General features: G+C 34.4%; 20 protein-coding genes. 15 read left to right on the top strand and 5 right to left on the bottom strand.

Annotated features, from left to right (window positions below; all coding sequences use genetic code 11):
* The first annotated feature begins 111 nt into the window (after positions 1-111).
* Both GM661_RS12045 and GM661_RS12040 read left to right on the top strand, forming a co-directional pair.
* Complete coding sequence (locus tag GM661_RS12045) at positions 112-1458, top strand: C1 family peptidase (protein WP_230867053.1); 1347 nt, start codon at positions 112-114, stop codon at positions 1456-1458.
* A 224-nt stretch (positions 1459-1682) separates the two neighbouring features.
* Positions 1683-2186: an O-acetyl-ADP-ribose deacetylase gene (locus GM661_RS12040; protein ID WP_230867052.1), complete on the top strand. Its 504-nt coding sequence runs from the start codon at positions 1683-1685 to the stop codon at positions 2184-2186.
* Between the two features lie 51 nt (positions 2187-2237).
* Here the strand turns inward: GM661_RS12040 and GM661_RS12035 are convergent, their stop codons facing one another.
* The 3 genes from GM661_RS12035 to GM661_RS12025 are packed head-to-tail and all read right to left on the bottom strand — an operon-like array spanning position 2238 to position 6051.
* Positions 2238-3311 (bottom strand): ABC transporter ATP-binding protein, encoded by a 1074-nt coding sequence (locus GM661_RS12035; RefSeq protein WP_230867051.1) that lies wholly within the window; start codon positions 3309-3311, stop codon positions 2238-2240.
* Positions 3308-5008: an ABC transporter permease gene (locus GM661_RS12030; RefSeq protein WP_230867050.1), complete on the bottom strand. Its 1701-nt coding sequence runs from the start codon at positions 5006-5008 to the stop codon at positions 3308-3310. Before GM661_RS12030 ends, GM661_RS12035 begins: the two co-directional genes overlap by 4 nt.
* A gap of 23 nt (positions 5009-5031) precedes the next feature.
* Positions 5032-6051 (bottom strand): ABC transporter substrate-binding protein, encoded by a 1020-nt coding sequence (locus GM661_RS12025; RefSeq protein WP_230867049.1) that lies wholly within the window; start codon positions 6049-6051, stop codon positions 5032-5034.
* 439 nt (positions 6052-6490) lie between these two features.
* Between GM661_RS12025 and GM661_RS12020 the strand changes: the two genes are divergently transcribed.
* From GM661_RS12020 to GM661_RS12005, 4 genes are read left to right on the top strand one after another with little or no spacing between them, the layout of a single operon-like run.
* Entirely contained in the window at positions 6491-6922 is a 432-nt protein-coding gene (locus GM661_RS12020; protein WP_125990840.1) for an N-acetyltransferase, read from the top strand.
* Positions 6923-6960: 38 nt separating this feature from the next.
* A complete protein-coding gene (locus tag GM661_RS12015; protein ID WP_230867048.1) occupies positions 6961-7197 on the top strand; it encodes a DUF2164 domain-containing protein in 237 nt (78 codons plus the stop codon).
* Positions 7198-7222: 25 nt separating this feature from the next.
* On the top strand, positions 7223-7624 hold the full coding sequence (locus tag GM661_RS12010) for a putative signal transducing protein (protein WP_230867047.1): 402 nt from the start codon (positions 7223-7225) through the stop codon (positions 7622-7624).
* Positions 7625-7638: 14 nt separating this feature from the next.
* Complete coding sequence (locus GM661_RS12005) at positions 7639-8286, top strand: HAD family hydrolase (protein WP_230867046.1); 648 nt, start codon at positions 7639-7641, stop codon at positions 8284-8286.
* Between the two features lie 49 nt (positions 8287-8335).
* On the opposite strand, the gene carB is transcribed toward GM661_RS12005, so the two are convergent.
* The gene (carB, locus tag GM661_RS12000) at positions 8336-11590 is read right to left on the bottom strand and encodes a carbamoyl-phosphate synthase large subunit (protein WP_230867045.1); all 3255 of its coding nucleotides are present in this window, start codon (positions 11588-11590) and stop codon (positions 8336-8338) included.
* 19 nt (positions 11591-11609) lie between these two features.
* Entirely contained in the window at positions 11610-12701 is a 1092-nt protein-coding gene (carA, locus tag GM661_RS11995; protein WP_330165254.1) for a glutamine-hydrolyzing carbamoyl-phosphate synthase small subunit, read from the bottom strand.
* Between the two features lie 332 nt (positions 12702-13033).
* Between carA and GM661_RS11990 the strand changes: the two genes are divergently transcribed.
* The 9 genes from GM661_RS11990 (at position 13034) to GM661_RS11950 (ending at position 24630) form a co-directional block, all read left to right on the top strand.
* Positions 13034-14095, top strand: coding sequence for a LacI family DNA-binding transcriptional regulator (locus GM661_RS11990; RefSeq protein ID WP_230867043.1), 1062 nt, complete (start codon positions 13034-13036; stop codon positions 14093-14095).
* Between the two features lie 171 nt (positions 14096-14266).
* Positions 14267-15145: a carbohydrate ABC transporter permease gene (locus tag GM661_RS11985; protein WP_230867042.1), complete on the top strand. Its 879-nt coding sequence runs from the start codon at positions 14267-14269 to the stop codon at positions 15143-15145.
* 8 nt (positions 15146-15153) lie between these two features.
* Positions 15154-15984: a carbohydrate ABC transporter permease gene (locus tag GM661_RS11980; RefSeq protein ID WP_407929670.1), complete on the top strand. Its 831-nt coding sequence runs from the start codon at positions 15154-15156 to the stop codon at positions 15982-15984.
* A gap of 29 nt (positions 15985-16013) precedes the next feature.
* Positions 16014-17255 (top strand): ABC transporter substrate-binding protein, encoded by a 1242-nt coding sequence (locus GM661_RS11975; protein WP_230867040.1) that lies wholly within the window; start codon positions 16014-16016, stop codon positions 17253-17255.
* A gap of 182 nt (positions 17256-17437) precedes the next feature.
* Positions 17438-19795: an alpha-xylosidase gene (gene yicI, locus GM661_RS11970; protein WP_230867039.1), complete on the top strand. Its 2358-nt coding sequence runs from the start codon at positions 17438-17440 to the stop codon at positions 19793-19795.
* Positions 19796-19957: 162 nt separating this feature from the next.
* Positions 19958-20701 (top strand): DeoR/GlpR family DNA-binding transcription regulator, encoded by a 744-nt coding sequence (locus tag GM661_RS11965; protein ID WP_164522282.1) that lies wholly within the window; start codon positions 19958-19960, stop codon positions 20699-20701.
* Between the two features lie 231 nt (positions 20702-20932).
* Positions 20933-22003, top strand: a complete 1071-nt coding sequence (locus GM661_RS11960) for a sugar ABC transporter substrate-binding protein (RefSeq protein ID WP_230867038.1) — start codon at positions 20933-20935, stop codon at positions 22001-22003.
* Positions 22004-22139: 136 nt separating this feature from the next.
* On the top strand, positions 22140-23639 hold the full coding sequence (locus GM661_RS11955; RefSeq protein ID WP_230867037.1) for a sugar ABC transporter ATP-binding protein: 1500 nt from the start codon (positions 22140-22142) through the stop codon (positions 23637-23639).
* The gene (locus GM661_RS11950; RefSeq protein ID WP_230867036.1) at positions 23629-24630 is read left to right on the top strand and encodes an ABC transporter permease; all 1002 of its coding nucleotides are present in this window, start codon (positions 23629-23631) and stop codon (positions 24628-24630) included. The genes GM661_RS11955 and GM661_RS11950 overlap by 11 nt, the downstream gene beginning before the upstream one ends.
* The last annotated feature ends 41 nt before the right edge of the window (positions 24631-24671 follow it).

Raw genomic sequence — 24671 nt, 5'->3', positions numbered from 1 at the left:
CTTAATATATATTATATTAAGTATTATAATGGTAGGACAAAAAAGTAATTGCTAAGAAATAGTAAAAGGTATAAGGTATAATGAAGTTTTTTAAAAACAGGAGGGATTTAAATGTCCAGCAAAGCTATTAACAAAAAAAATCTTCAAAAATATTCACAGAATTTTAATGAGAATAAAATGAAAAAAATTATAGCTGATGCAGTGATAAAAAATGGTTTTAATGATGTAGCTATGAATTATGAATCCATAACAAATTTACATTATAATTTTTCTGAAGAAATTGATGTTGGTAAAGTTACTAATCAAAAAAAGAGTGGTAGGTGTTGGATGTTTGCAGCTTTAAATAATATTAGATATAGTATTTCTGATAAACTAAATATTGAGAATCATGATTTTGAACTATCTCAGTCATATACGATGTTCTGGGATAAACTGGAGAAATCAAATTATTTTCTGGAAAATATAATAGAAACCAGAGATATGGATCTGACTAGTCGAAAAGTTATGTGGCTGCTAAACAATCCTACTAATGACGGAGGTCAGTGGGATATGTTTGCCGGAATAATAGAGAAATATGGTATTGTTCCCAAGTATGTTATGCCTGAAAGTTATTCTAGCAGTAATTCTGCTGTTATGAACAAAATATTAAATCTAAAGCTGCGGGATAATGCCAAGATTTTGAGGAATTATTATAAACAGGGGGGTAACTTATCAGAACTTCGCAATAAAAAAGAAGAAATGATTGATGAAATTTATTCTATTTTGTGTTATTTTTTAGGAGAGCCACCACAGAGTTTTGATTTTGAATATAGAAATAAAGAAGATAATTTCTTTAGGGATGAAAATATAACTCCCCTGGAATTTTATCAAAAATATTCTGAAATAAAGATGAATAATTATGTTAGTATAATTAATGCACCAACTAGTGATAAGCCCTTTCATCAAACATATACAGTAGAATTTCTGGGTAATGTTATTGATGGGCAAAAGATACATTATTTAAATCTGGAAATAGATATGTTAAAAGAACTTTCTATAGCTCAGATAAAAAATGGTGAACCTGTCTGGTTTGGATGTGATGTAGGACAGATGTCAGAGCGTGATTATGGAATAATGGATACAGATTTGTATAATTATGAAGAACTTTTAAATACAGCTTTTACTTTAGATAAAGGAGAAAGATTGCAATATGGTGAGAGTGTTTTAACTCATGCTATGGTATTTACTGGGGTTAACCTTTATAATGTTAAAGCAAATAGATGGAAGGTGCAAAATAGCTGGGGAGAAGAACCAGGAAACAAAGGGTTTTTTGTTATGAGTGATAAATGGTTTGAAGAATTTAATTATGAAGTGGTCATAAATAAAAAATATTTATCAGAGGAATTAATGGAGGATTACCAGAAAGAAGCTGTATTATTAGAACCATGGGACCCAATGGGTTCATTGGCTTGTATATAATTATAAGTGAAATAGGGGATTATATATCCCTGAACGAAGTTAAGGTGTTACCGTTGAGTGAAGGGATATATAATCCCCGGCGGGTATATACTAATATTTTTCGAACAGACTCTATAAATATATATATATATAAATATTCCTGCTTTTTTAGCGGGGATATTTTAGATTATTTTCATTAATATTTAAAGAAAAAATATCTTTATGTCTTAGTAAGGAGGGTTTTTATGGATAGATTAGCAGTTATCAAAGGAGATATAACAGAATGTAAGGTGGATGCCATTGTTAATGCAGCCAACAATTCTCTTCTGGGTGGTGGGGGTGTAGATGGGGCAATTCATAAAGCAGCTGGTCTGGAATTACTTGAAGAATGTAAAACGCTGAATGGTTGTAAGACTGGAGAGGCTAAGATAAGTGGTGGTTATAGATTGCCTGCCAAATGGGTGATACATACAGTTGGTCCTGTCTGGCATGGTGGAAAACAGAATGAAGACCGACTTTTGGCGAATTGTTATAAAAACTCTTTAGAACTTGCAGTTACCAATGATATCAAAACGATTGCTTTTCCATCAATAAGCACAGGAGCCTATCGTTTTCCACTAAAAAGGGCAGCTGGAATAGCAATTAGTGTAATGAAAAAATTTTTGGATAGGGATAAAAACATTCAGAAGGTTTATATGGTTTGTTTTGATGATAAAACCTTTAGAGCATATAGTTATAATTTTTTATAAATCTTTCATAAGCAAGTCACACTAAGATTACAGGGGTGTTCTATTTTCAAATTATAGTATTATTCTTTTGCCTTTAATATTGGCATGTTCTAAGTCATAATGAAGACTTACTTTATCGCCTATCTGATATTTATTCAGTTGATTACTGTGTATTTCCCATTCTTTAGCAAAGACACTAACTGTATAATGAATTTCTTTTCCTTGGTATAATACATTTTTAATTTCAGCTGGGATACCATTCTTGTTGTTTTTGATATGAAATTCCTCTGGTCTAACTGGAAATATATTATTCTGATGGAATGTTTCGGCAATATCATTATTTATCCAGGATAAATGGCTGGCAAATTGGGGAACAAATTCATTAAATTTTTCCCATTTTCCAGGCACTAAATTGGCCTTGCCTATAAAACTAGCTACAAATTCTGTTTTGGGTTTGGTATAGATATCTTTTGGTTTACCTATTTGTTCAATTTTTCCTTCATTCATAACAACTATTTTGTCTGCCATTGCCATAGCAATCCCCTGATCATGGGTAACATAGATTATGGTGGCTTTGCTGATCTGGTGAAGTGTCTGTATCTCTCGACGCATATCCATTTTAAGGGCAATATCAAGACTACTTAAAGGCTCATCCATTAATAAAAGAGCGGGGTGAGGGGCTATGGCCCTAGCTAGAGATACACGTTGTTTTTGTCCACCTGATAATTCAACAGGCATTTTATTAGCGAAATTTTTCAGGCCTACAATTTCTAAAATTTCTTCCACCCTTTCTTTTGTATTCTTTTTAAGATTTTGAGCAGTGTAATTGTGGTTTTTAAGTGAGAAGAGGATATGTTCTTTAACACTCATATGTGGCCAGAGGGCAAAATTTTGAAAGACCATACCGATATTTCTCTGTTCAGGTGCTAGTAATTTATTTTTGCTAGATATTGTTTTGTTCTGCATATTTATATAACCTGTTGTAGGTTGTTCAAAGCCAGCTATTAGCCTCAATAATGTAGTTTTGCCACAACCTGAAGGCCCAACAATAGCTACAAATTCCCCTTGCTTTATATTTAGGTTAACTGAAGAAAGGGCTTTGAAACCACCAAATTTTTTACTTAAATTCGAAATCTTAATACTCATTGTGTTTTCACTCCTGATCTACTATATTTATTAACAATGTTAAAGACTACGAAACATAGGGAAATCATAATGACAATTAATGATGAAAAAGCAGTAGAATAGCTTGTATAACCAGCCTGTTCGAGATTAAAGATAACTACCCCAATAGTTTCTGAACCACTTGACCAGAGTATTGAAGAGACAGTTAATTCTGTTAAGACATTTACAAATACAAGTAAGGCTGTCCCTAAAACACCTGAATAGAGCAGAGGCCAGAGTATTTCTTTCCACCTTATTATTAAATTGGCACCACTTAGTCTAGCTGCTTCTTCCATTGAAATGTCAACCTGTAAGATAGAAGTAATACTTCCTCTAATCTGTAAGATTAGAAAACGAATGATGTAAGCTATAAAAATAAGTTTGACTGTACCATAAATACCCGGGCTCCATCCTGGGATTGGTTCTATCCAGATGAGTATGATAGCAAGTGCAAAGACTATACCAGGTAGGGCATAGGGAATACTTACTACAATTTCGATCATACGGCTGACTATTGTTTTTTTACGCACTCGATAATACGCAATCATTGTACCTAATATAAGGCAGACAATAGTTGTAATTATAGCTAATAATAAGCTATTTTTAATCGCAGAGATAGTTTTATTACTTTGCCAAAGAATAAATTTGTAATGATCAAGGGTCAGGTTTTTCCAGATAAAATCAAGGCCATAGGCCTTAATTACTGAGGTTTTTATCATTGCTAATAAAGGGATTATACTTGTGCTCAATAAAAAAAGCCAGGTGATTATTTCTATGATTATTCTATATTTACCTAAAAAGATTCTTGGTTGATAATCTTCTTTAAAGGTTTCGAGTCTCTTTGATTTACGCGAAAAGTACCAAAGTATTAGACTGCCTAAGAGGGCTATTACGCCGAGTAATGAAGCTAGGGTTGCTGCTCTGTTAAATGAATTTGAAGAAAAGCCGACGATTTCTTGATAGATAACAGTATTTAAGACATTAATATTGGCCGGGATACCAAGAAAGGCTGGAATCCCAAAATTACTCAAGCTGGCCAGAAAAGTAAGTATACAACCACTGCTTATTCCCGGTACTGCCATTGGTAGGGTTATTTTACATATTACCTTAAAACGGCTGCAACCACAGGTCCTTCCGGCAAATTCTAAATCCCGGGGGATTTTGCGAAAGACTGTTTCAGTCATTAGAAAGATTAGGGGGCAGTGACAGATTCCCATTACAAAGATTATTCCACCATAGCTGTATATATTTAGTGAAAGCTTCGAAAACAGCTCTGCTGAATTTATTAACTGTATCCAGGATAGAGAAATTATATATGAGGGAATAACAAAAGGAATAAATAATAAGATTTTAATAATTTTTTTCCCCCGTATATCTGTATAGGCAGTTAACCAGGCTAAAGTTGTGCCTATGATTAGGGCTAATAGTGAAGAACTCAAAACGATAATTAGGGTATTTTTTAAGGTATCCCATGTCCTATCTTCAAGTAGTATATTATAATAATTTAATATACTAAATTTACCTTCATAATTGAAACTAATAATTGCTAATTTTGCTATTGGTAAAATAAAGAAAAATAATACCAGTAAAAGAACGATACCTGTGTAAATCTTTTTCTTGATATTAAAAATTGCCAGTAAGGACCATAATTTATGGTCCTTACTCTTAAGTAAAGGCATATATTTCCCTCCAAAGTTATGGCTTATTGATTAAAAATATAGCTGAACTTTTTCTTATCACTTTCCCGTGATTTTAATAATTCCTGAGTATCTGCTTCTAAAAACATAATTTCATCTATTGTTTTTAATCCTGTTGGGGCCTGTAAACCTGAACGAATAGGGGTGTAACCCATCTCTACAGCTAATTTCTGTCCTTCTTCAGATAAGACAAAGTCTACAAAGGTTTTAGCCAGTGTTTTGTTATCTGAAGATTTAATAATACCAATTGGTTCAGTTATAGCTGGAACACCTTCCTTAGGATATATTAAATCAACAGGAGACCCCTGTTTTTTGGCCCTGGCTACCATATAATCAATAACCATGCCATAATCTTTTTCACCAGAAGCAACAGCCTTAATAACTGAGCCATTACCTTTACCTACCCTGATACCATTGTTGTTAAGAGCTTTGTAAAAATCCCAGGTGAATTTGGATTGACGTGTTAATATCCCAAGGTTATAGGCTGCTGCTCCAGAATATAATGGACTGGGCATCATAGCATTATTTTTAGCTTTCTTACTGGTTAAGATCTTCCAGGAATCAGGTATTTTACTAACATGTTTTGTATTTACTACTACAATAGTGGATATTATCTTAGTACCTGTATACATTCCCTCAGGATCAACAAATTGAGCAGGAATAGCTGATGATTCTGGAGATTTATATGAATATAAGATACCTTCTTTAGCCAGTCTTTCGAAGGTAACATTGTCAGCTACTAATAAAACATCTGCCTGGATTTTTCCTGCCTTGTTTTCAATCATTAATTTACTAATAACTTCTTCTGTACCTGAACGGAATATGTTAACTCTAACCTTAGGATACTTTTTATTATAACCCTCAACTAATGCCTCAACATCAGCATCTGGTTGAGAGGTATAAAGGGTAAAACTCCCTGCTACCTGGTCTTTTTCTACTTGAGCTAAACTTGGGGAAGTTATTATAAAACTTATTATCAAAATTACTACAGCAAAAGCACTTGTCCAATTTCTTGTTTTTTTCATAATATGATTACCTCCTGTTGTATGTTATTATAAGATTAACATAGAGATGTAACGGTTTTATTACAGTAATATTACATTAAAGTTAATAATTATATTTTGAATTCTTGTTTTTTATTAATTAAGCGTACTACGCGATTTTGAGATTGTGGATAACTTTGAAGACCGACAAACATATTTGTCTGGTTAATAGTTTATTGATTAACTGTGTAATAAAGTTTGAGTTAAAAAAGCTGATGTATTTTGATTAAGTCTGGGTGACGAAGCCATTTTTTTTAAGTTTTTTCTTACTAGATAAAGGGGTTAATATTTTTTTATCGAATTCAAATATGTAATGTAAAATTTGAACTAACAGATAAATTGAAAGGAGAGGGCATTATAAATCTAATAGTTAAAAATTAATTGAATAATAAAAATAAATATAAAAAGAGAGATGTTACTTATGATTAGAAAAAGTAGGAAAGAGGATATTGATAAACTGGTTGAGATCTGGTTTGAGGTATCATTAAAAGCACATGATTTTATTGGAGAAGGGTATTGGCAGGCGGCACAGGAAGATATGAGAGAAAAATATTTACCTATGTCTGATACATATGTTGTAGAAGGAAAAAATGAAATACGAGGTTTTGTTTCAATGTTAGATAACTATCTGGCAGCAATTTTTATTGATAGTAGGTTTCAAAGCCAGGGGTATGGAAAAAAATTAATGGATTTTGTAAAGAAGGATAGAGATTATATAGAATTAAAGGTCTTTAAGAAGAATAACAAGGCCTGTGATTTTTATATTAATAATGGTTTTAAAATAAAGGATGAACTGACTGATGAAAATACAAATGAAAAAGAATATTTAATGGTATGGAAATGTATTGAGTAAATAAGTGTTTGAATAAATAGAGAGGGGGAAGGACTCTAATGAAAGCAATAGATTTGAAAGCGGAGGAGAAGAAAAGGCTTATTGAGGAGATTCAGGATTTTTTTTATGAGGAAAGGAATGAAGAGATAGGTATTATTGCTGCAGAAAAGGCCCTTGATTTTTTTCTTAGTGGGGTTGGTAAACTTATTTATAATAAAGCACTAGATGAATCAAAAATATGGTTTTCCAGGAGATTAGAGGATATTTCTTTAGATTATGAGCTCCTTTATAAATAATTTAATTAAAGATAGGATGTGGCTGATGGGTAATAATGAGTTTGCTTTGTTAGGAAACTACAATGACCATGAAGCAGATATTGTTGAATCACTGCTTAGACAGATGGATATTCCAGTCATGAGAAAATATCCTGATATTGGTGCCTATCTGGAGGTTTATCTAGGGACAAGTCCTTTTGGTGTGGCACTATATGTCCCTGAATCACAGCTGTCTATGGCCAGGGATGTGGTTGCTAATAAGTTTGATCAAAGTGAATATGAGAAAATAATCTGGGAAGATGAAAAAGAAACTGAAACCTATGAACATGATAGTGATTTTAGTATTTTAGCTGTATTCAGATTTATTGCCAGGATTTCTATCAGTGGATTTTTCCTTTATTATTTGATAAAATTGATACTACAGTTATGGAATAATTTATTAAATTAATAAGGAGTGTGGCAATGGGGAAGATAGCAGCAGTTATTTTTGATATGGATGGAGTAATTATTGATAGTGAACCAATACATTATAGGGTAAATCAGCGTCTTTTTAAGGAATTGGGTCTAGATATTAGTAAAAAAGAGTATAGTGAGTTTATAGGTTGTTCCAACAATGATATGTGGAGAATTTTAAAAGACAGGTATAATCTACAGGAGAGTATAGAGGAGTTAATAAAGCATCAGATTGAAGAAAATATTAGGTATCTTGATCATAATAAAGAAAAACCGATTACTGGTATAGTGGGCTTACTTGAGAAATTAAAAGCTGATAACTTTAAAATTGGCTTAGCTTCATCTTCACCAATAAAATATATTGTAAGGGTTCTTAAAGAATTTGCTATAGAAGAATATTTTGACCTTAAAGTTAGTGGAGAAGAACTGGCAAGGAGTAAACCTAACCCAGATATATACATAAAGGCTGCCCGTTTACTTGATGAACCTGAAGAAAAGTGTATTGTCATCGAAGACTCTTATCATGGGGTTACTGCGGCCAAAAAAGCAGGTATGAAGTGTATTGGTTTTAAGAATGCTAATTCTGGTAAGCAGGATATTTCAGGGGCTGATTTAATTGTTGATTCGATTGAGGATATAAATCCCGGGTTATTTTAAATAAAAAAACACAGTCAGAGTTTTATAATCTGACTGTGTTTTTTTATGTTTATACATGGTATTCCTGTAGTGACTTTACAGAGATTTTCTTAGCTTTCATTTGTTCTATTCCTTCAATAGTAGCCTGAGCCCCCTGTATTGTTGTTGCATGTGGGATGTTTTTCAAAAGAGCCTGTCTTCTCATTTTAACCTCATCATAGATAGCACCTTTGCCTTCTGGACTGTTAATCAGGAATTGGACATCGTTGTTTTTCATGTAGTCCAGTATATCAGGGCGGCCTTCATCGATTTTATAAACCATCTCTACATCCAGTCCATTTTTTTGAAGAAATTCAGCGGTTCCCTTGGTAGCGATTAGAGAAAAACCATGTTCTTTAAAACGTCTGGCTATAGGCAGGACATCATTTTTATGGCGGTCGTTTACTGTAATTAAGACATTTCCTGACAGGGGTAGTGAGAGACCAGCCCCCATCTGGGCTTTGGCAAAAGCCATACCAAAGTTATCATCAATTCCCATTACCTCACCAGTAGATTTCATTTCGGGTCCCAGAATAATATCTACTCCTGGGAATTTAATAAAGGGAAAGACTGCCTCTTTAACGGCAATATAATTTGTCTTCTGGTATTCAGTTAATCCCAGGTCTTTAAGTTTTTCTCCCAGCATTACCCTGGTTGCCAGTTTGGCCAGGGATTTGCCTATTGTTTTACTGACAAATGGTATTGTCCGTGAGGCCCTGGGGTTTACCTCCAGGATATAAATTTCTTTATCCTTTACGGCAAATTGAATGTTTAATAAACCAAGAACATTTAATTCCTGGGCAAGGTTTTTGGTTTGTTTTTTTATTTCTTCAATAATTTCATCTGATAGGCTGTAGGGAGGTAAGGCACAGGCACTGTCACCTGAATGGACCCCAGCCATTTCGATATGTTCCATTATTCCTCCAATAATACAATCCTCCCCATCAGCTATAGCATCTACATCAACTTCAACAGCACCTTCCAGGAATTTGTCAATTAAGACAGGTTGTTCAGGGGATACATCTACTGCTTTGTTCATATAGTTTTCCAGAGAAATATCATCATAGACTACCTCCATTGCCCTGCCACCCAGTACATAAGATGGTCTAACCAGTACAGGATAGCTAATATTATCAGCAATTATTTTAGCCTCTTGATAAGAATAGCCGATACCATTGGGAGGTTGTTTTAAATTAAGCTTTTTGATTATCTTAGAGAATTTTTCCCTATCTTCTGAGAGGTCAATACTGGTTGGTGAAGTCCCGAGGACATTGATCCCTGCTTTTTCCAGAGCAAAGGCCAGCTTAAGTGGTGTCTGCCCCCCGAACTGAAGAATGACCCCATCTGGCTGTTCTTTTTGACAGATATTTAATACATCTTCCAGGGTGATAGGTTCAAAATATAATTTATCAGATGTGTCATAATCTGTACTGACTGTTTCCGGATTACAATTAACCATAATTACTTCTTTGTCCTGTTCTTTAAGGGCATAGGCAGCCTGGACACAGCAATAGTCAAATTCAATACCCTGACCTATTCGGTTTGGACCGCCTCCCAGTATCATTACCTTGTTTTTTTCTGTCCGCAGGCTTTCATCTTCAACCTCATATGTTGAATAATAGTAGGGAGTATAGGCCTTGAATTCTCCAGCACAGGTATCAACTAATTTAAAGACAGCCTTGATAGACTCATTTTTGCGATATTCTCGTATTGTTTTTTCATCTTCACCAAAAATAAAGGCCAGCTGCTGATCAGAGAAACCATATTGTTTGGCCTGATATAAAAGGTCTTGATCTACATTATTTAAGGAATTACTTTTACGCAATTTAATTTCCATTTCCAGTATTTGTTTTAAGTTATAAAGAAACCATTTATCTATCCCGGTATATTCATATAGTGTATTGATATCAAGGCCGATGATTAAGGCATAACGCAGGTAGAAGATCCTTTCATTATTGGGAATCAGTAGTTTTGATTTTATATCATCAATAATTGTTTTTTTCTTACTAGAATCAAGAGAAGTTAATTCTTTATAACTATAGATATCTTTACCATCTGCTCCCCAGCCGTGGCGCCCCTGTTCCAGTGATCTGAGGGCTTTTTGCAGGGATTCTTTAAAGGTTCTTCCAATACCCATTACTTCACCAACTGACTTCATCTGGGTGGTTAATTCATTTTTAACACCAGGGAATTTATCAAAATCCCAGCGGGGTATTTTGGTAACACAATAATCTATAGCTGGTTCAAAACAGGCTGGTGTTTCATAGGTTATTTCATTTGGTAATTCATCAAGAGTATATCCAACAGCAAGTTTAGCTGCTATTTTGGCGATAGCAAAGCCAGTTGCCTTAGAAGCCAGGGCAGAAGACCTTGATACCCGTGGATTCATTTCTACAACTACTCTACGTCCATTTTCAGGATTAACAGCAAATTGAATGTTAGAGCCTCCAGTTTCAACCCCAACTTCACGGATTATCTTTAAGGCCTCATCCCGCATTTCCTGATATTCCTTATCAGACAGGGTCTGAACCGGGGCTACAGTAATACTATCACCGGTATGGACCCCCATGGGGTCAAGGTTTTCTATAGAACAGACAATTACTACATTATCATTTTTATCTCTCATTAGTTCCAGTTCATATTCTTTCCAGCCGATAACAGATTCTTCAATAAGAATCTGGTTACTGGGGCTTTGGGAGATACCATTACTGGCTATGTCTTTTAGTTCATCAATATTATAGGCTATTCCGCCACCAGAACCACCTAAGGTAAAGGAAGGTCTGATAATAAGGGGATAACCTACCTGTTCAGCAAAATTTACAGCTGCATCAACAGTAGTTACATGTACACTCTTTAAGACACCAACACCGATACTACTCATAACATCTTTAAATAATTCCCGGTCTTCGGTTTTTTGAATAGCATCAAAATTAGCTCCGATTAATTCTACATTGTATTTCTTTAAAACACCATTCTGATGTAAGGTTGAGGCAATATTAAGACCTGTCTGTCCTCCCAGTGTAGGTAGTAGAGCATCTGGTTTTTCTTTAGCAATAATTTTTTCTATAATATCTACTTCAATTGGTTCAATATATGTTTGATCAGCCATTTCAGGATCAGTCATAATGGTGGCAGGGTTACTATTGATGAGAATAATAGTATATCCTTCTTGCTTAAGGGCCTTACATGCTTGGGAACCAGAGTAATCAAATTCACAGGCCTGACCAATTACTATTGGGCCAGAACCAATAATTAATATTTTTTCCAGATCAGTTCTTTTAGGCATCAAATCACTCCTTTGATATCTATTGTATGTCAGACATTAATTTAATAAAGTCTTTAAAGAGATAGTGAGAGTCATGTGGACCTGGTGAGGCTTCAGGGTGATATTGTATGGAAAAACAATTAAGTTCAGGGTGTCTGAAGCCTTCCAGGGTATTGTCATTTAAGTTGATATGGGTAATTTCCAGGTCTTTTATATACCCCCCCATTTTTTCCCGTTCATTTTTATCAGGTAATTCTACACAAAAACCATGGTTTTGAGTTGAAATTTCTACATGGTTATTTAACAGGTTTTTGACAGGGTGATTACCTCCCCGGTGACCAAATTTCAATTTATATGTGCTAAGGCCCAGGGCTTGACCTAAAATCTGCTGGCCAAAACAGATGCCAAAAATAGGTTTTTTACCTAATAGTTTTTTTGTTTCCTTCACAGCATAGGGGACAGCTGCAGGATCACCTGGTCCGTTCGATAGAAAAATACCATTTGGATTTTTTTCCAGTATTGATTCAGCACTTGTACTGGCCGGGACAACTGTTATTTGACAGTTATTTTCCTCTAACATCTTTAAAATACTATGTTTAATACCATAATCTATAGCTACTACATGGTATTTGCCCTGTTTATTCCATTGATATTCTTTTTTGCAGCTTACGTATTTAACCATGTCTTTACCCACTAAACCTGCATAATTATTCACTTTTTTGTTTAGACTGTTTATATCATTATCTATTGTAGAAATAATTCCCTTCATAGCACCATCCTGCCTAATATGACGGGTTAGGGCCCGTGTATCAATCCCTTCGATACCTATAATATTATGTTTTTCCAGGTAGTTTTTCAAACTACCTTCAGACTGCCAGTTATGGGGATATTCACAGTATTCCTTTACTATAAAGGCCTCCACCTGAGGGTGTTTTGATTCATTATCATGAATATTTATACCATAATTGCCAATCAGGGGATAGGTCATAACCACCATCTGCCCCTTATAAGAGGGGTCTGTAATAATCTCCTGATATCCTGTCATACTTGTATTAAAGACAACTTCTCCTTTGATTTCACCACTACCGACAAATGTTCTGCCTTCCAAGGTGAAACCATCTTCTAGAACCAGTATAGCCTTGATAATTATTTCCCCCTTTCAAGGATAATAATATTTATGCATTAATATTAATTAATTATACAATATCATATTTTGCTGTGAAATACAATTCTTATTCTGAAAAAAACACTTATTTGTTGGAAAGGATAGATTAAAGTGTGTGTTCGAAAAGGTATAAATAAGATATATAATCCCCAGCGGTATATACTGATGCTTTTCGAACAGGTTTTTAAAAATTAATGGCAAAAAAAATAAATTAAAAAAGAGGAATTCTAGAATCCATGTAGAATATAAATATTATGAGACACGTGTTTCATTTACAATAAAAAGGGGATCTTATCAAAATGGATATGAAAAATATTACACTTACAGATATTGCACAAGAACTTAATTTATCACGTTCTACAATAGATAGGGTATTAAATGATCGGGGAAATGTTGCTGTTGATACAAAAAAGAGGGTATTAAGATATATAAATGAACTGGGATATAAACCCAACCGGGCAGCAAAACATCTGGCCAAAAGGACGAATTGTAGTATTGGTGTTTCTTATTATCTACCAAATGAGTTTGCTTTACAAATAAACCGGGGTATTAATACTGTTTATGAAGAACTTAGTAATTATGGTCTTAATGTTTTAATCAGGGCTGCTGATTCCCCGGAAGAACAACTTTTACAGATTAAAGAGATGTCAGAGCAGATAGATGCCCTTGCTCTGGCGGTTTGGGAACCGGATTTAGTAGGTGATTTAGTCAATGATTTAATAGATGATGGTCTTCCAGTAGCAACATTTAATAGGGATTTGCCGGATAGTGAAAGATTATTTTATTTTGGTTGTAATTATTTTGAATCAGGGCAGGTTTGTGGAGGTATTATTGAAAAAATTACCTCTAAACCTGGAAAAATAGCAATAATTAATAATCATGATATTTTAGGTGAATATCGTGCCAAGGGATTTAAATCGGTTTTATCAGATAATTTTCAATATGATATTATTGGTCCATATGAAATCTGCGAAGAATTTGAAGTAGAGGGGTCGATAAATGAGAAAGTTATTGAAGATATTCAAAGTATAATTAAAGATAATCCTGATTTAGTTGCTATCTATGTTGCCAATCAAACATTATGTGCAGCTGGAAAAGCAGTAGAACTTCTGGGTAAACAGGGGGAAATAAAATTAGTAGGTTTTGATTTATATGAACAGACTGTTTCCTTAATTGAAAAAGATATAATACAGGCAGTGGTTTGTCAGGAACCCTTTAATCAGGGTTATTACCCCATAAAAATTCTTTTTGAATTAATAGCTGAGGGGAAAGAAATTGAAAAAAGCAAATTTATAACCAGATTAGAGATTGTGATGAAAGAAAATTTAAGGTATTATCACAATTATGATTATATAAAGTAAAATTTTTAGATAAAATGATGTACGTGTTTCAATTGCATTTTTTTTGCAATTTAAAATATATCTTTCTTTTGAAATGACTTTTTAGTTTTAGCCAGTTAGAATGAAGGAGGGATAATAAAAATATCTTGATAGTGTTTGATATTAGGTATAGCAAAAAAAAGGGGAGGTAAAATGAATAGGAAAAGACTAGAAAAAGTTGAGACATTTTTATTTACTATGCCAGCAGCTATTTTAGTTAGTGTAATGATATATATTCCATTTGTAATGAGTGCTGTTTATTCCCTGACAGAATGGAATGGTATTTCTAAGGCTGTAACTTTTATAGGGATTGAAAATTTCAAAACAATATTTTTGGAAAGTAAACAATTTTTAAATGTATTAATTTTTACTGGTAAATATACTGCACTTTTTATGATTCTTAGTAATGTATTAGCCTTAGTACTGGCGGTAGTATTGGTTAAAAAGATAAAGACTGCCAATATTTTAAGGGGTGTGTTTTTTGTACCTTATATAATGAGCATGACAATTGTTGGTTTTATTTGGAAGTTTATTTTTTCTCAGGGTTTTGCAAGATTATTTGAAATAAGCGAATGGGGTTTATTAAATTTAAGCTGGCTTGGTAACGGAGATCTGGCTTTTTATTCAGTTGTTTTTGTTGGTGTATGGCAGCAGTTAGGGTTTTATATTGTGCTTTATATTGCTGGTTTACAGGCAGTACCTGAAGATGTATTAGAAGCGGCAACTGTCGATGGTGCAAGTAAAGTTAAGAGATTTTTCAGGATTACTCTGCCTTTACTTGGTCCTTCTATTACGATTTGCCTTTTTATGTCACTAACTAATGGTTTGAAAGTATTTGATATTATACTGGCCCTGACGAAAGGTGGACCTGGTGGTGCCACATATAGTGCAACTCTTGATATTTATAGGGAGGCATTTCAGTATAATAACTATGGGATAGGTTCAGCAAAGGCGCTGATTTTCTTTGTGATTATTCTAATATTAACTCAGCTTGTACTGGGTTTCTCCAGAAGAAATGAGGTTGAGTTATAATGAGACTAATACAAAAAAAGAGATATGAAATGATTCTACTGGAGCTCTTTATAATCGGAATAGCTGTTATCTATATATATCCTGTATTTTTAATGGGAATAAACTCTGTCAAGACCTTTAGGGAAGTTGTTATTGATGTTATTGCTCTTCCCAATAAAATTACTTTTGAAAATTATAGTTATGTTATTGATAAGATGAATTATGGTAGATTATTTATTAACAATATAATCATAACAGTTATTGGGATTGCTGGAATAGTAGCTTTTTCATCTCTGGCGGCATATATTCTTGATAGACGAAGAAATAGATACACGAGATTGGCTCAATTATTTATTATTACACCAATGCTTATTCCCTTTCAAACCTTTATGATAACACTATTAAAGGTTATGAATGTTATAAATTTGTCAGGCAGCCGTGTTGGTCTTGGTATCCAGTACTGGGGATTTGGTATACCTATGGCGACTTTTATTTATCTAAATTTCATGAGAACCATACCAAAGGAAATAGATGAAAGTGCTTTTATAGATGGTGCCTCAACCTTTCAGACATTTTTTCGTGTGATTTTTCCGGTTTTAAAACCCGTTACGGTGACAGTTATAGTGCTGGATGTAATGTGGATCTGGAATGATTTTTTATTACCATTATTAATGGTGAACAATAGTGATAAAACCAAGACCCTTGTTTTAGCTGCCTATAATTTTGTGGGACAGTATAATACCCAGTGGCATTATGCTATGACAGCAATGGTCCTGGCTGTTCTACCTTCAATTGTGTTTTTTATTCTTTTACAAAAGTATATTGTAAAAGGTGTTGTAGCTGGTTCGATAAAGGGTTAGAGAAAATAAAAAAAGGAGTGTAAATAATTATGAAAAGGTATTTAAGTATTTTTGTAGTGCTGGTTCTATTAATTGGGTTGGGTTCAAGTGTACTGGCTGAGAAGGCAACAATTAATATGTTTATTTCAATGCCTGAATATTCAGATGCTATTCATGAATTAATTGATGCTTATCAAGAAGTTAAACCAGATGTGACAATTAATTATGAAACAACACAGAATGATTATCCTACATTGTTAAAGGTAAAATTAAACTCTGGTGATCTTCCTGATATCTTTGCCTCGACATCAGGCAAGGAAATAGAATTATATAAAGAATATTCCAGGGATTTATCTGATCAACCCTTAATGGAGACAATGCTTCCTGCTATAAAAGAAGCTATGACTGATGCCAATGGTGATGGTATGTATGGTATTGCTATTAAAGGGAATTATTTTGGACTAATCTATAATAAAGATTTATTTGAGCAGGCAGATATTACTAAGTTCCCTGAAACAATTTCAGAATTAGAAATTGCTATTGAAAAACTGGAAGCAGAGGGTATCACACCATTCTCAAGTGGATTTGGAGAGTGGTGGGTATTTAAACATGTTTTTCAACATTTTATGGCTGCAGCAACTGATGATGTCCCTGCCTTGATTCAGAAGTTTGAAAAAGGAGAAGCTAAAATAAAGGATTATCCAGAACTCTACGATAATTTCTTCCGCTTTGTTGACCTAGTTAAAGAGCATGGTGATGCTAAACCACTAGAATCATCCCTGAATACTGAAATTTCTTCATTTGCAACTGGTAGGGCAGCAATGATCATAGGTCAGGGTCCTTGGGTCGAAGATAGTATTAAGGAAATTGACCCAGGACTTAAGATTGGTTTTGCAGGTTATCCAGTCTCAGAAGACCCCTCTCAAAGTCAGGTGATAACAGGGGCTGACCAGGCAGTTAGAATTAGTAAAGAGTCTGATGTACTGCCAGAGGTCTTAGATTTTGTAAACTGGTGGTATACATCTGATTATGGTAAGGCCTGGTTTGCAGATGTAGCTGGTGTTGTTCCTCCTATTGCAGTAGATGTAGAATCAGATTATGCGATTATTAACCAGGGTAGTGCTGCTGTTGAAAAGAAAGGTTCTGCCCCACTTGGAATCATTTATTCCACAGACGCTTTCCATAGTGCCTTTGGGGAAACAATGCAGGCCTATGTGGGAGGGGCGGCTGATAAAGAGGCAACATGTACAATAATTGAAAAATTATGGATGGAGATTGATGGTGAAAAATAGATATAGATAATATATTAATTTAATGATATATAGTACAAAGGGGACCTGGGTAAAACTTATCATAAAACCCTGTGTCCTCTTTATATCTATAATTAGCTGTTATTATCTATAGAGGGTTATAAGTATATCCTCTTAAAAGTTAAGATTTATATAATAATATAGAAAAAGAAAGGGGAAGATGAATGAAATTTACTGAGGGTTATTGGCTGAGGAGTGAGAGAGCAAATGCAATATATGCATCACAGGCCTATATTGTAGAGAAAATACCAAACGGTATGAGGGTGGTAGCACCAGAAAGGGTTATACACTCAAGGGAAGGTGCCCTTGATGTAGCAACAATTACCACTGAATTTACTTCTACAGCTGAGAATGTTATTGGTGTTCGTAGTTATCACTATGAGGCATATGAAAGTGGAGAAGCTACTTTTAAGAAAAATACTAATCCACAGGAGGTTACAGTTTCAATTGATGAAGATGAGGCTGTAATGACTGCGGGTCAGCTTACAGTGCGTGTTAATCGAAAGGAATGGCAGTACCAGTTTGAAGTAGAGGGAAAGGTGTTAACAAGCTGTGGGTTTCGTAATCTTGCTTATATGCAATATGATCGAAAAGATGCTACTAGGTTTCCGGAGGATAATTATTTACTGGCAGATTACAAACCATATATGTTGACAGAACTGGTACTCCAGCCAGGAGAATGTGTTTATGGTTTAGGGGAACGGTTTACTGCCTTTGTCAAAAATGGTCAGGTGGTAGAGACCTGGAATGAAGATGGTGGCACTTCTTCTCAGGTGGCCTATAAGAGTATACCCTTTTATATGACTAGCCGGGGATATGGTATTTTTGTTGATCATACAGCTAATGTTTCCTTTGAGGTTGCTAGTGAGAAGGTGGAATATGTAGGGTTTTCTGTACCGGGTGAAGAACTTAGATACCAATTTATTTACGGTGAAAACAATCAAGAAATTCTATCAAGGTATACTGCGCTAACAGGTAAGCCAGCTCTGCCGCCAGCCTGGTCATTTGGCCTGTGGTTATCTACTTCATTTACTACTGATTATGATGAAGAGACTACCAGTTCTTTTATACAGGGAATGAAAGAACGGGATATACCACTACGTGTTTTTCATTTTGATTGTTTCTGGATGAAGGAATTCCACTGGTCTGATCTAGAGTGGGATGAAAGGATTTTTCCAGATACAGCAGCTATGTTAAAGCGTTATAAAAAAAGGGGATTGAAAATTTCCCTCTGGATTAACCCTTATATTGCCCAGGGCACAGAGTTCTTTAAAGAAGGTGCAGCAAAGGGATATTTACTAAAAAGACAAGATGGGAAGGGTATTAAACAACTTGATAGCTGGCAGCCTGGTATGGGTTTAGTTGATTTTACAAATCCTAAGGCAGTAGAATGGTATACAAATAAATTGAGAAAACTATTAGAAATGGGTGTCGATTGCTTTAAAACAGACTTTGGTGAAAGGATTCCAATTGATGTCGAATATTTTGATGGTTCTGACCCTGTCTCTATGCATAATTACTATACCTTCCTTTATAACCAGGCGGTATTTGATCTTTTAAAAGAGGTAAAGGGTGAAAAAGAGGCTGTAGTATTTGCTAGAAGTGCAACAGCAGGGAGTCAACAGTTTCCAGTTCACTGGGGTGGTGACAGCTCTGCCAGTTATGCTTCCATGGCTGAAACCCTAAGAGGGGGGTTATCCTTTGCTATGTCAGGTTTTTCTTTCTGGAGCCATGATATAGGTGGATTTGAGTTAACAACTACAGCAGATTTATACAAGCGCTGGGTGCAATTTGGTCTTTTGTCTACCCACAGTAGACTTCATGGTTCTAAGAGTTATCGAGTACCCTGGTTGTTTGATGAAGAGGCTAGTGAGGTATTAAAGAAATTTACCAAGCTAAAATGTCAATTAATGCCCTATATCTACCAGATGGCGGTCAAGGCCAGAGATACTGGTGTGCCTGTAATGAGGCCCATGGTACTTGTTTTTGATGAAGACCCTGCTGTTAAGTATCTTGATATGCAGTATATGTTAGGTGAGTCTTTACTGGTTGCCCCAATTTTTCAGGAAAATGGTGAGGTTGATTATTACCTTCCTCATGGTAAGTGGACCCATCTACTATCTGGAGAAATAAGGGAAGGCGGCTGCTGGTATCATGATCAATATGATTATTTTTCTCTACCTCTATATGTAAGTCCTAATACCTTGCTTGCCGTGGGAGCGAATAAAGAAAAACCTGATTATGATTATACCAGTGGAATAACATTTCATTTATATCAACTGGCAGATGGTAATAAGGCTGCTGCTAAAGTGCCAGGGCTTAAGGGAGAAATTATGATGATATCATCGGCGGAGAGAATTGGTAATAAGATTATATTATCAACATCAAAACTAGCTAAAGATATGGGTTTTGTTTTACATGATATTTGTAATCTTAAGGATATTCAAGGTGCTTCTTATAGTGTTGACGGAGATAAGGTTAAGATAATCCCAGAAGAAAAGGAAGTTATTGTGGAAATATAAAGAATTAAATATATTTACAAACCTCAAATTATATTGACGAAATTTAATATAATTTGAGGTTTTTTAGATGCAAATATGACATAAATCATTTGCAGGGCTTGAAAATTTGTGATAATATTTAATAAAAATCTTAAAAAGTATGATATGGGAAGGTGGTTTTTGATGATTCCTTATGCTAGGAGGAAGACTATTCTTGAATTAATGCATTCGAAGGAGATTATATATTTAGATGAAATTAAGGAGAAAACCAATGTATCTTTAGCGACGGTTAGGAGGGATTTAAAGACTTTGGCTGAAGAGGGTCAAATAGAGTTGTTATCAGGTGGTGCAGCCAGATTAATAATTAATGTAGCCGAAAAATCTGTAGAAGAAAAAATCAATCTCAATCGGGAAGAAAAAAAGGTGATTGGCAGTTATGCAGCAACTCTTATTGGTGATGGCCAGTTTGTTTTTTTGGGACCTGGTACTACCGAAAATTATATTATAAGACATTTAAAAGGAAAAAATGTAACCGTCGTAACAAATGGAGCCTTTCATATTAATGAATTAGTAAGATATAATATTAATTCAATCATTTTGGGGGGAGATTTATTAACAGATATTGCAGTGCTTGTTGGCCCATTTGCTATAAACCAAGTTACAAATATGAATTTTGATAAGTGTTTTATTGGGGCATCAGGCATTTCCTTTGACCGTGGGTTATCTACATCGATTATGGATGTGGCTGAAATAAATAAAATTGTAATTGAAAGGTCTAGGGAGGTTTATTTTATAGGTGATTCTACCAAAATAGGCAAAAACTCAAGGTATAAATTTGCTGAAATAAAAGAAGAACATAAGCTTATTACTACTAAAAAGGCTGATGTAAAGAATTTAGATTCTAAGAAAGTTATTTTGGTGAAATGATAATATAATAATATTTTTATCAGGACAAATAAATATATATTTTATAGTTAAACCTGCTTTAAAAAGTAGGTTTTTTGTTTGTGTAAAAAGACCCACATATGATTACAGATGAAAAATAATGAAATAAAAAGATTTAAATGGTCAATTTTGATTGACGAATATTAAAAAATATGATAATATATGATTATAAATTAAATTCTAAAAATTCACATTAAAAGGAGAGGATGAATAATGAAAAAGTGCTTAGTTAGCGTGCTACTTATTATGCTGGCAGTTTCATTTATGGGTGTTGTATCTGCAGCAAATGTAGAGATTCCAGAAAATATTAAAGGAAGAACACTACGAATGGCTTTGGTTAAAGAATGGGGAACTGGGACACATATGATTACACATATCAATGGTACCAGGGCAGAAGCGGAGAAATATGGAATAGACCTTAGTGTGATTGATGCCAATAATAATTTAGCAAAAATGTCAGATGCTATTGATAATGCTGTTTCCAACAAGATGGATGCAATCTTGATTTCTCATGGTAAGGCACCAGCATTAAAGGATGCAGTTATCAGGGCATTAAAAGCTGGTATACCAGTTATTGTATTTGATAATGATTTTGATGTCCCTTATGAAATACATCAAGGAAAACTGGTTTCACTTGACCAATATGACTTAATGATGGGTTTACTTTCACAAATGTCATTAGTCCAGGAATTAGATGGGTCAGGTAATGTTATTTATAACCGTGTTGCTAATGTTCCGCCAACTGATAAAAGACATAGAATCTGGCAGGGAGGAATACTACCAACATATCCAGGCATTAAAGTAGTTAATACTATTGATCAGGGAACAGATAACCCAATGCCTAAAGCCCAGTCTGCTTTAGAGACTTTATTAACAAGTAGAAATAATATTGATGCTGTCTATGCAGTCTGGGATGAGTATGCTAAAGGGTTTTATAATGCTATTGTTGCTTCAGGCAAAACAATTCCACTTTATTCTGTAGATATCTCTGATCAGGATTTAGCTATGATGCAGGAGCATCCAGAAATCTGGCGGTCTTCAGCAGCAGTTGACCCTACAATAGTTGGTCAGGTTCAGATTCGTTTAGCCTTAAAGGCGATTGCTGGTGAAAAGATACCTAGGTATTATTCTCTGAAACCTGTCATAGTGCATGTTGATGACCTGCCTTCTAAAGAAGAAAAGCGGGTTTCAATGGCGGACCTGGCTGATTACTATGATGGTTGGGGTTATACAACAGATTTTCTGGAAGATTGGATGATAGCCCTGGAAGAGAGTCTGAATTAAATTAAAAGCCCACTTATATAAGTTTAATAATCATAATATTAAAGCTTGTTAACTATGTTGACAAGCTTTAATAAAAAATCCCAAAAAATATACTACAGGAATTTTAAAGCTTATCAAAGATGTGAGGATGACAAATATGCTAAGAATGAAAGGTATTTCCAAATATTTTCCAGGTGTAAAGGCTTTAGAAAATGTTGATTTTCAAGTAGAAACTGGGGAAGTTCATGCCTTGATAGGTGCCAATGGAGCTGGAAAAAGTACTTTGATGAAAATATTAGCAGGCGCTTATGGGGGATATGAAGGGGATATATTTATTGATAATAATAAACTTACCATAGATAATCCACTCGATGCCAAAAACAATGGTATTGTCATAGTTTATCAAGAAGTAGATACAGCCCTTATTCCGCAATTAACTGTAGCAGAGAATATAATGATGGATTATATTGTTAGGGAGAAAAAAGATGTTTTTATGGACTGGAAAAATATAAAAAGGCAGGCCCAAAAAGAACTGGGTGAACTTGGTTTAGATTTTAGTGTTAATCAATTGGTAAATGAGCTTACCCTTTCCGAAAAACAGATGGTTTTAATTGGACGTGCTGTATTTCATAAAGCAAAATACTTAATATTAGATGAGCCTACTGCCCCTTTAAGTGTTGAAGAAACAAAGAAGTTATTTGAAATTGTGAAAAAACTAAAAAAAGATGGTATGAGTATTATCTTTATATCACACAGATTAGATGAGGTTTTTGAAATATGTGAAAAGATTACTGTATTAAAAGATGGTGAAATAGTAGGTACTTATAACATAGCAGATATGACGATAGATAGGGCTGTTGAAAAAATGTTAGGGCGAAAGTTAGAAAATACCTATCCTAAAGTTAAGTCAGAAATAACTGATACAATTCTGGAGGCAAAAAATTTATCAGGTACAGGTGGAATAAATAATATTAACGTAAAGGTCAGAGCAGGTGAAATTGTAGGTTTAGCTGGTCTGGTTGGCGGTGGTAAAACTGAAACAGCTAAACTGTTATTTGGTGAAGGTAATATTTCACAGGGTGAAATAATATTAGATAACAAAATAATTAATCCGAATAATCCAGCTGATGCTGTTAGAAAAGGACTGGCACTGGTACCTGAAGAAAGAAGGAAAGAGGGGATTCTGGTACAGGAATCAGTAGAAACCAATATTACACTGCCAACTTTAGAAAAGTATTGTCAGGGTATATTTATCAAAAAAAATAAGATTAAACAGGTTACTTTAGAAAGTATTAGTAAAGTTGCTATTAAAACACCAACAGAAAAACAATTAGTTGCTAATCTAAGTGGTGGTAATCAACAAAAAGTGGCTATAGGGAAGTGGCTTTTATCTGAAGCCAGGGTCTTTATTTTTGATGAACCTACTAAAGGGGTAGATGTTGGTTCAAAGGCAGAAATATATGAATTAATCGGTGGTTTAGTGAAACAGGGTAAAGGGGTTATCTATGCCTCTTGTGAATTTAGTGAAATATTAGGTTTAACAGACAGGGTTTATGTAATGTACAACGGTACAATAGTAAAAGAACTTATCACAAAAAATACCACAGAAGAAGAATTGCTTTATTATTCTGCAGGGGGTGGGGTAAATGAAAAATAATGTTAAGGAAAGTAATTTTGATTTATTTAAATTTCTGTATAAATATGGAACAATAATTGTAATTTTAGTGGCAATATTATTCTTCACATTTACACTTGATAATTTTATGAATTTTAATAATATGACAAACATATTCAGGTCTGTATCTATTGTTGCCTTGATTGCTCTGGCTATTACTATGTCTCTTACCATAGATGGTTTTGATTTATCTGTAGGTGCTGTAGCTGGTTTTGCTTCTGTTATTGCCGCAAAGTTTATGGTAGTCTGGGAAATGGGAGCAGTACCTGCTATTATTGTACCATTAATTGTGGGTATTTTAGTCGGATGTATTAATGCTTTTTTTATCATTAAGATGAATATATCTGATATGTTGACAACTCTTTCTATGATGTTCCTTTTAACCGGTATTTCTATTACCTTTCAAAGTGGTTCAGCAATTTATAATTTTATGCCTTTGCCAAATAATGCTGGGATGGCACCTGGAACGATGAATGATGCCTTTTTATTCATTGGGCAGGGTAAGTTGTTCGGTATACCTGTTCCAGTTGTTATTATGTTGATTGTTGCTTTGCTAGCCCACGTCTTCCTGAATCAGACAAAATATGGAAGGTATCTATATATGATAGGTGGTAATGAGGAAGCCGCAAAACTGTCAGGTATTCCAATAAACAGATACAAATTAATAGCCTATATGATGTCGGGATTTATTGCTGCCTTAGGTGGGCTTGTTCTTGGAGCCAGGTTAGGCTCTGGGGAGGTTGATGCAGGGGGACCATATTTGATGGATTCAGTTGCAGCAGCTTTTATTGGATTTTCAGTATTTGGTATTGGTAAAGCAAATGCCTTTGGAACACTATTCGGTGCCTTGTTAATGGGAATTTTACTGAATGGATTAATTATGATGGATTTTCCCTATTATTCACAAGATATTGTAAAAGGGATTGTTTTGATCCTGGCTTTAAGTCTAACATATTATAAAAAGAAAAAATAGTGGATAAATCAAATAGTCCTAAGGATATAAAAGGTAAAATA

This window comes from Iocasia fonsfrigidae (genome assembly GCF_017751145.1).
Lineage (GTDB): Bacteria > Bacillota > Halanaerobiia > Halanaerobiales > DTU029 > Iocasia > Iocasia fonsfrigidae.
Note: the sequence above shows the minus strand (reverse complement) of the source record. Positions and strands in the feature narration are given on the sequence as shown.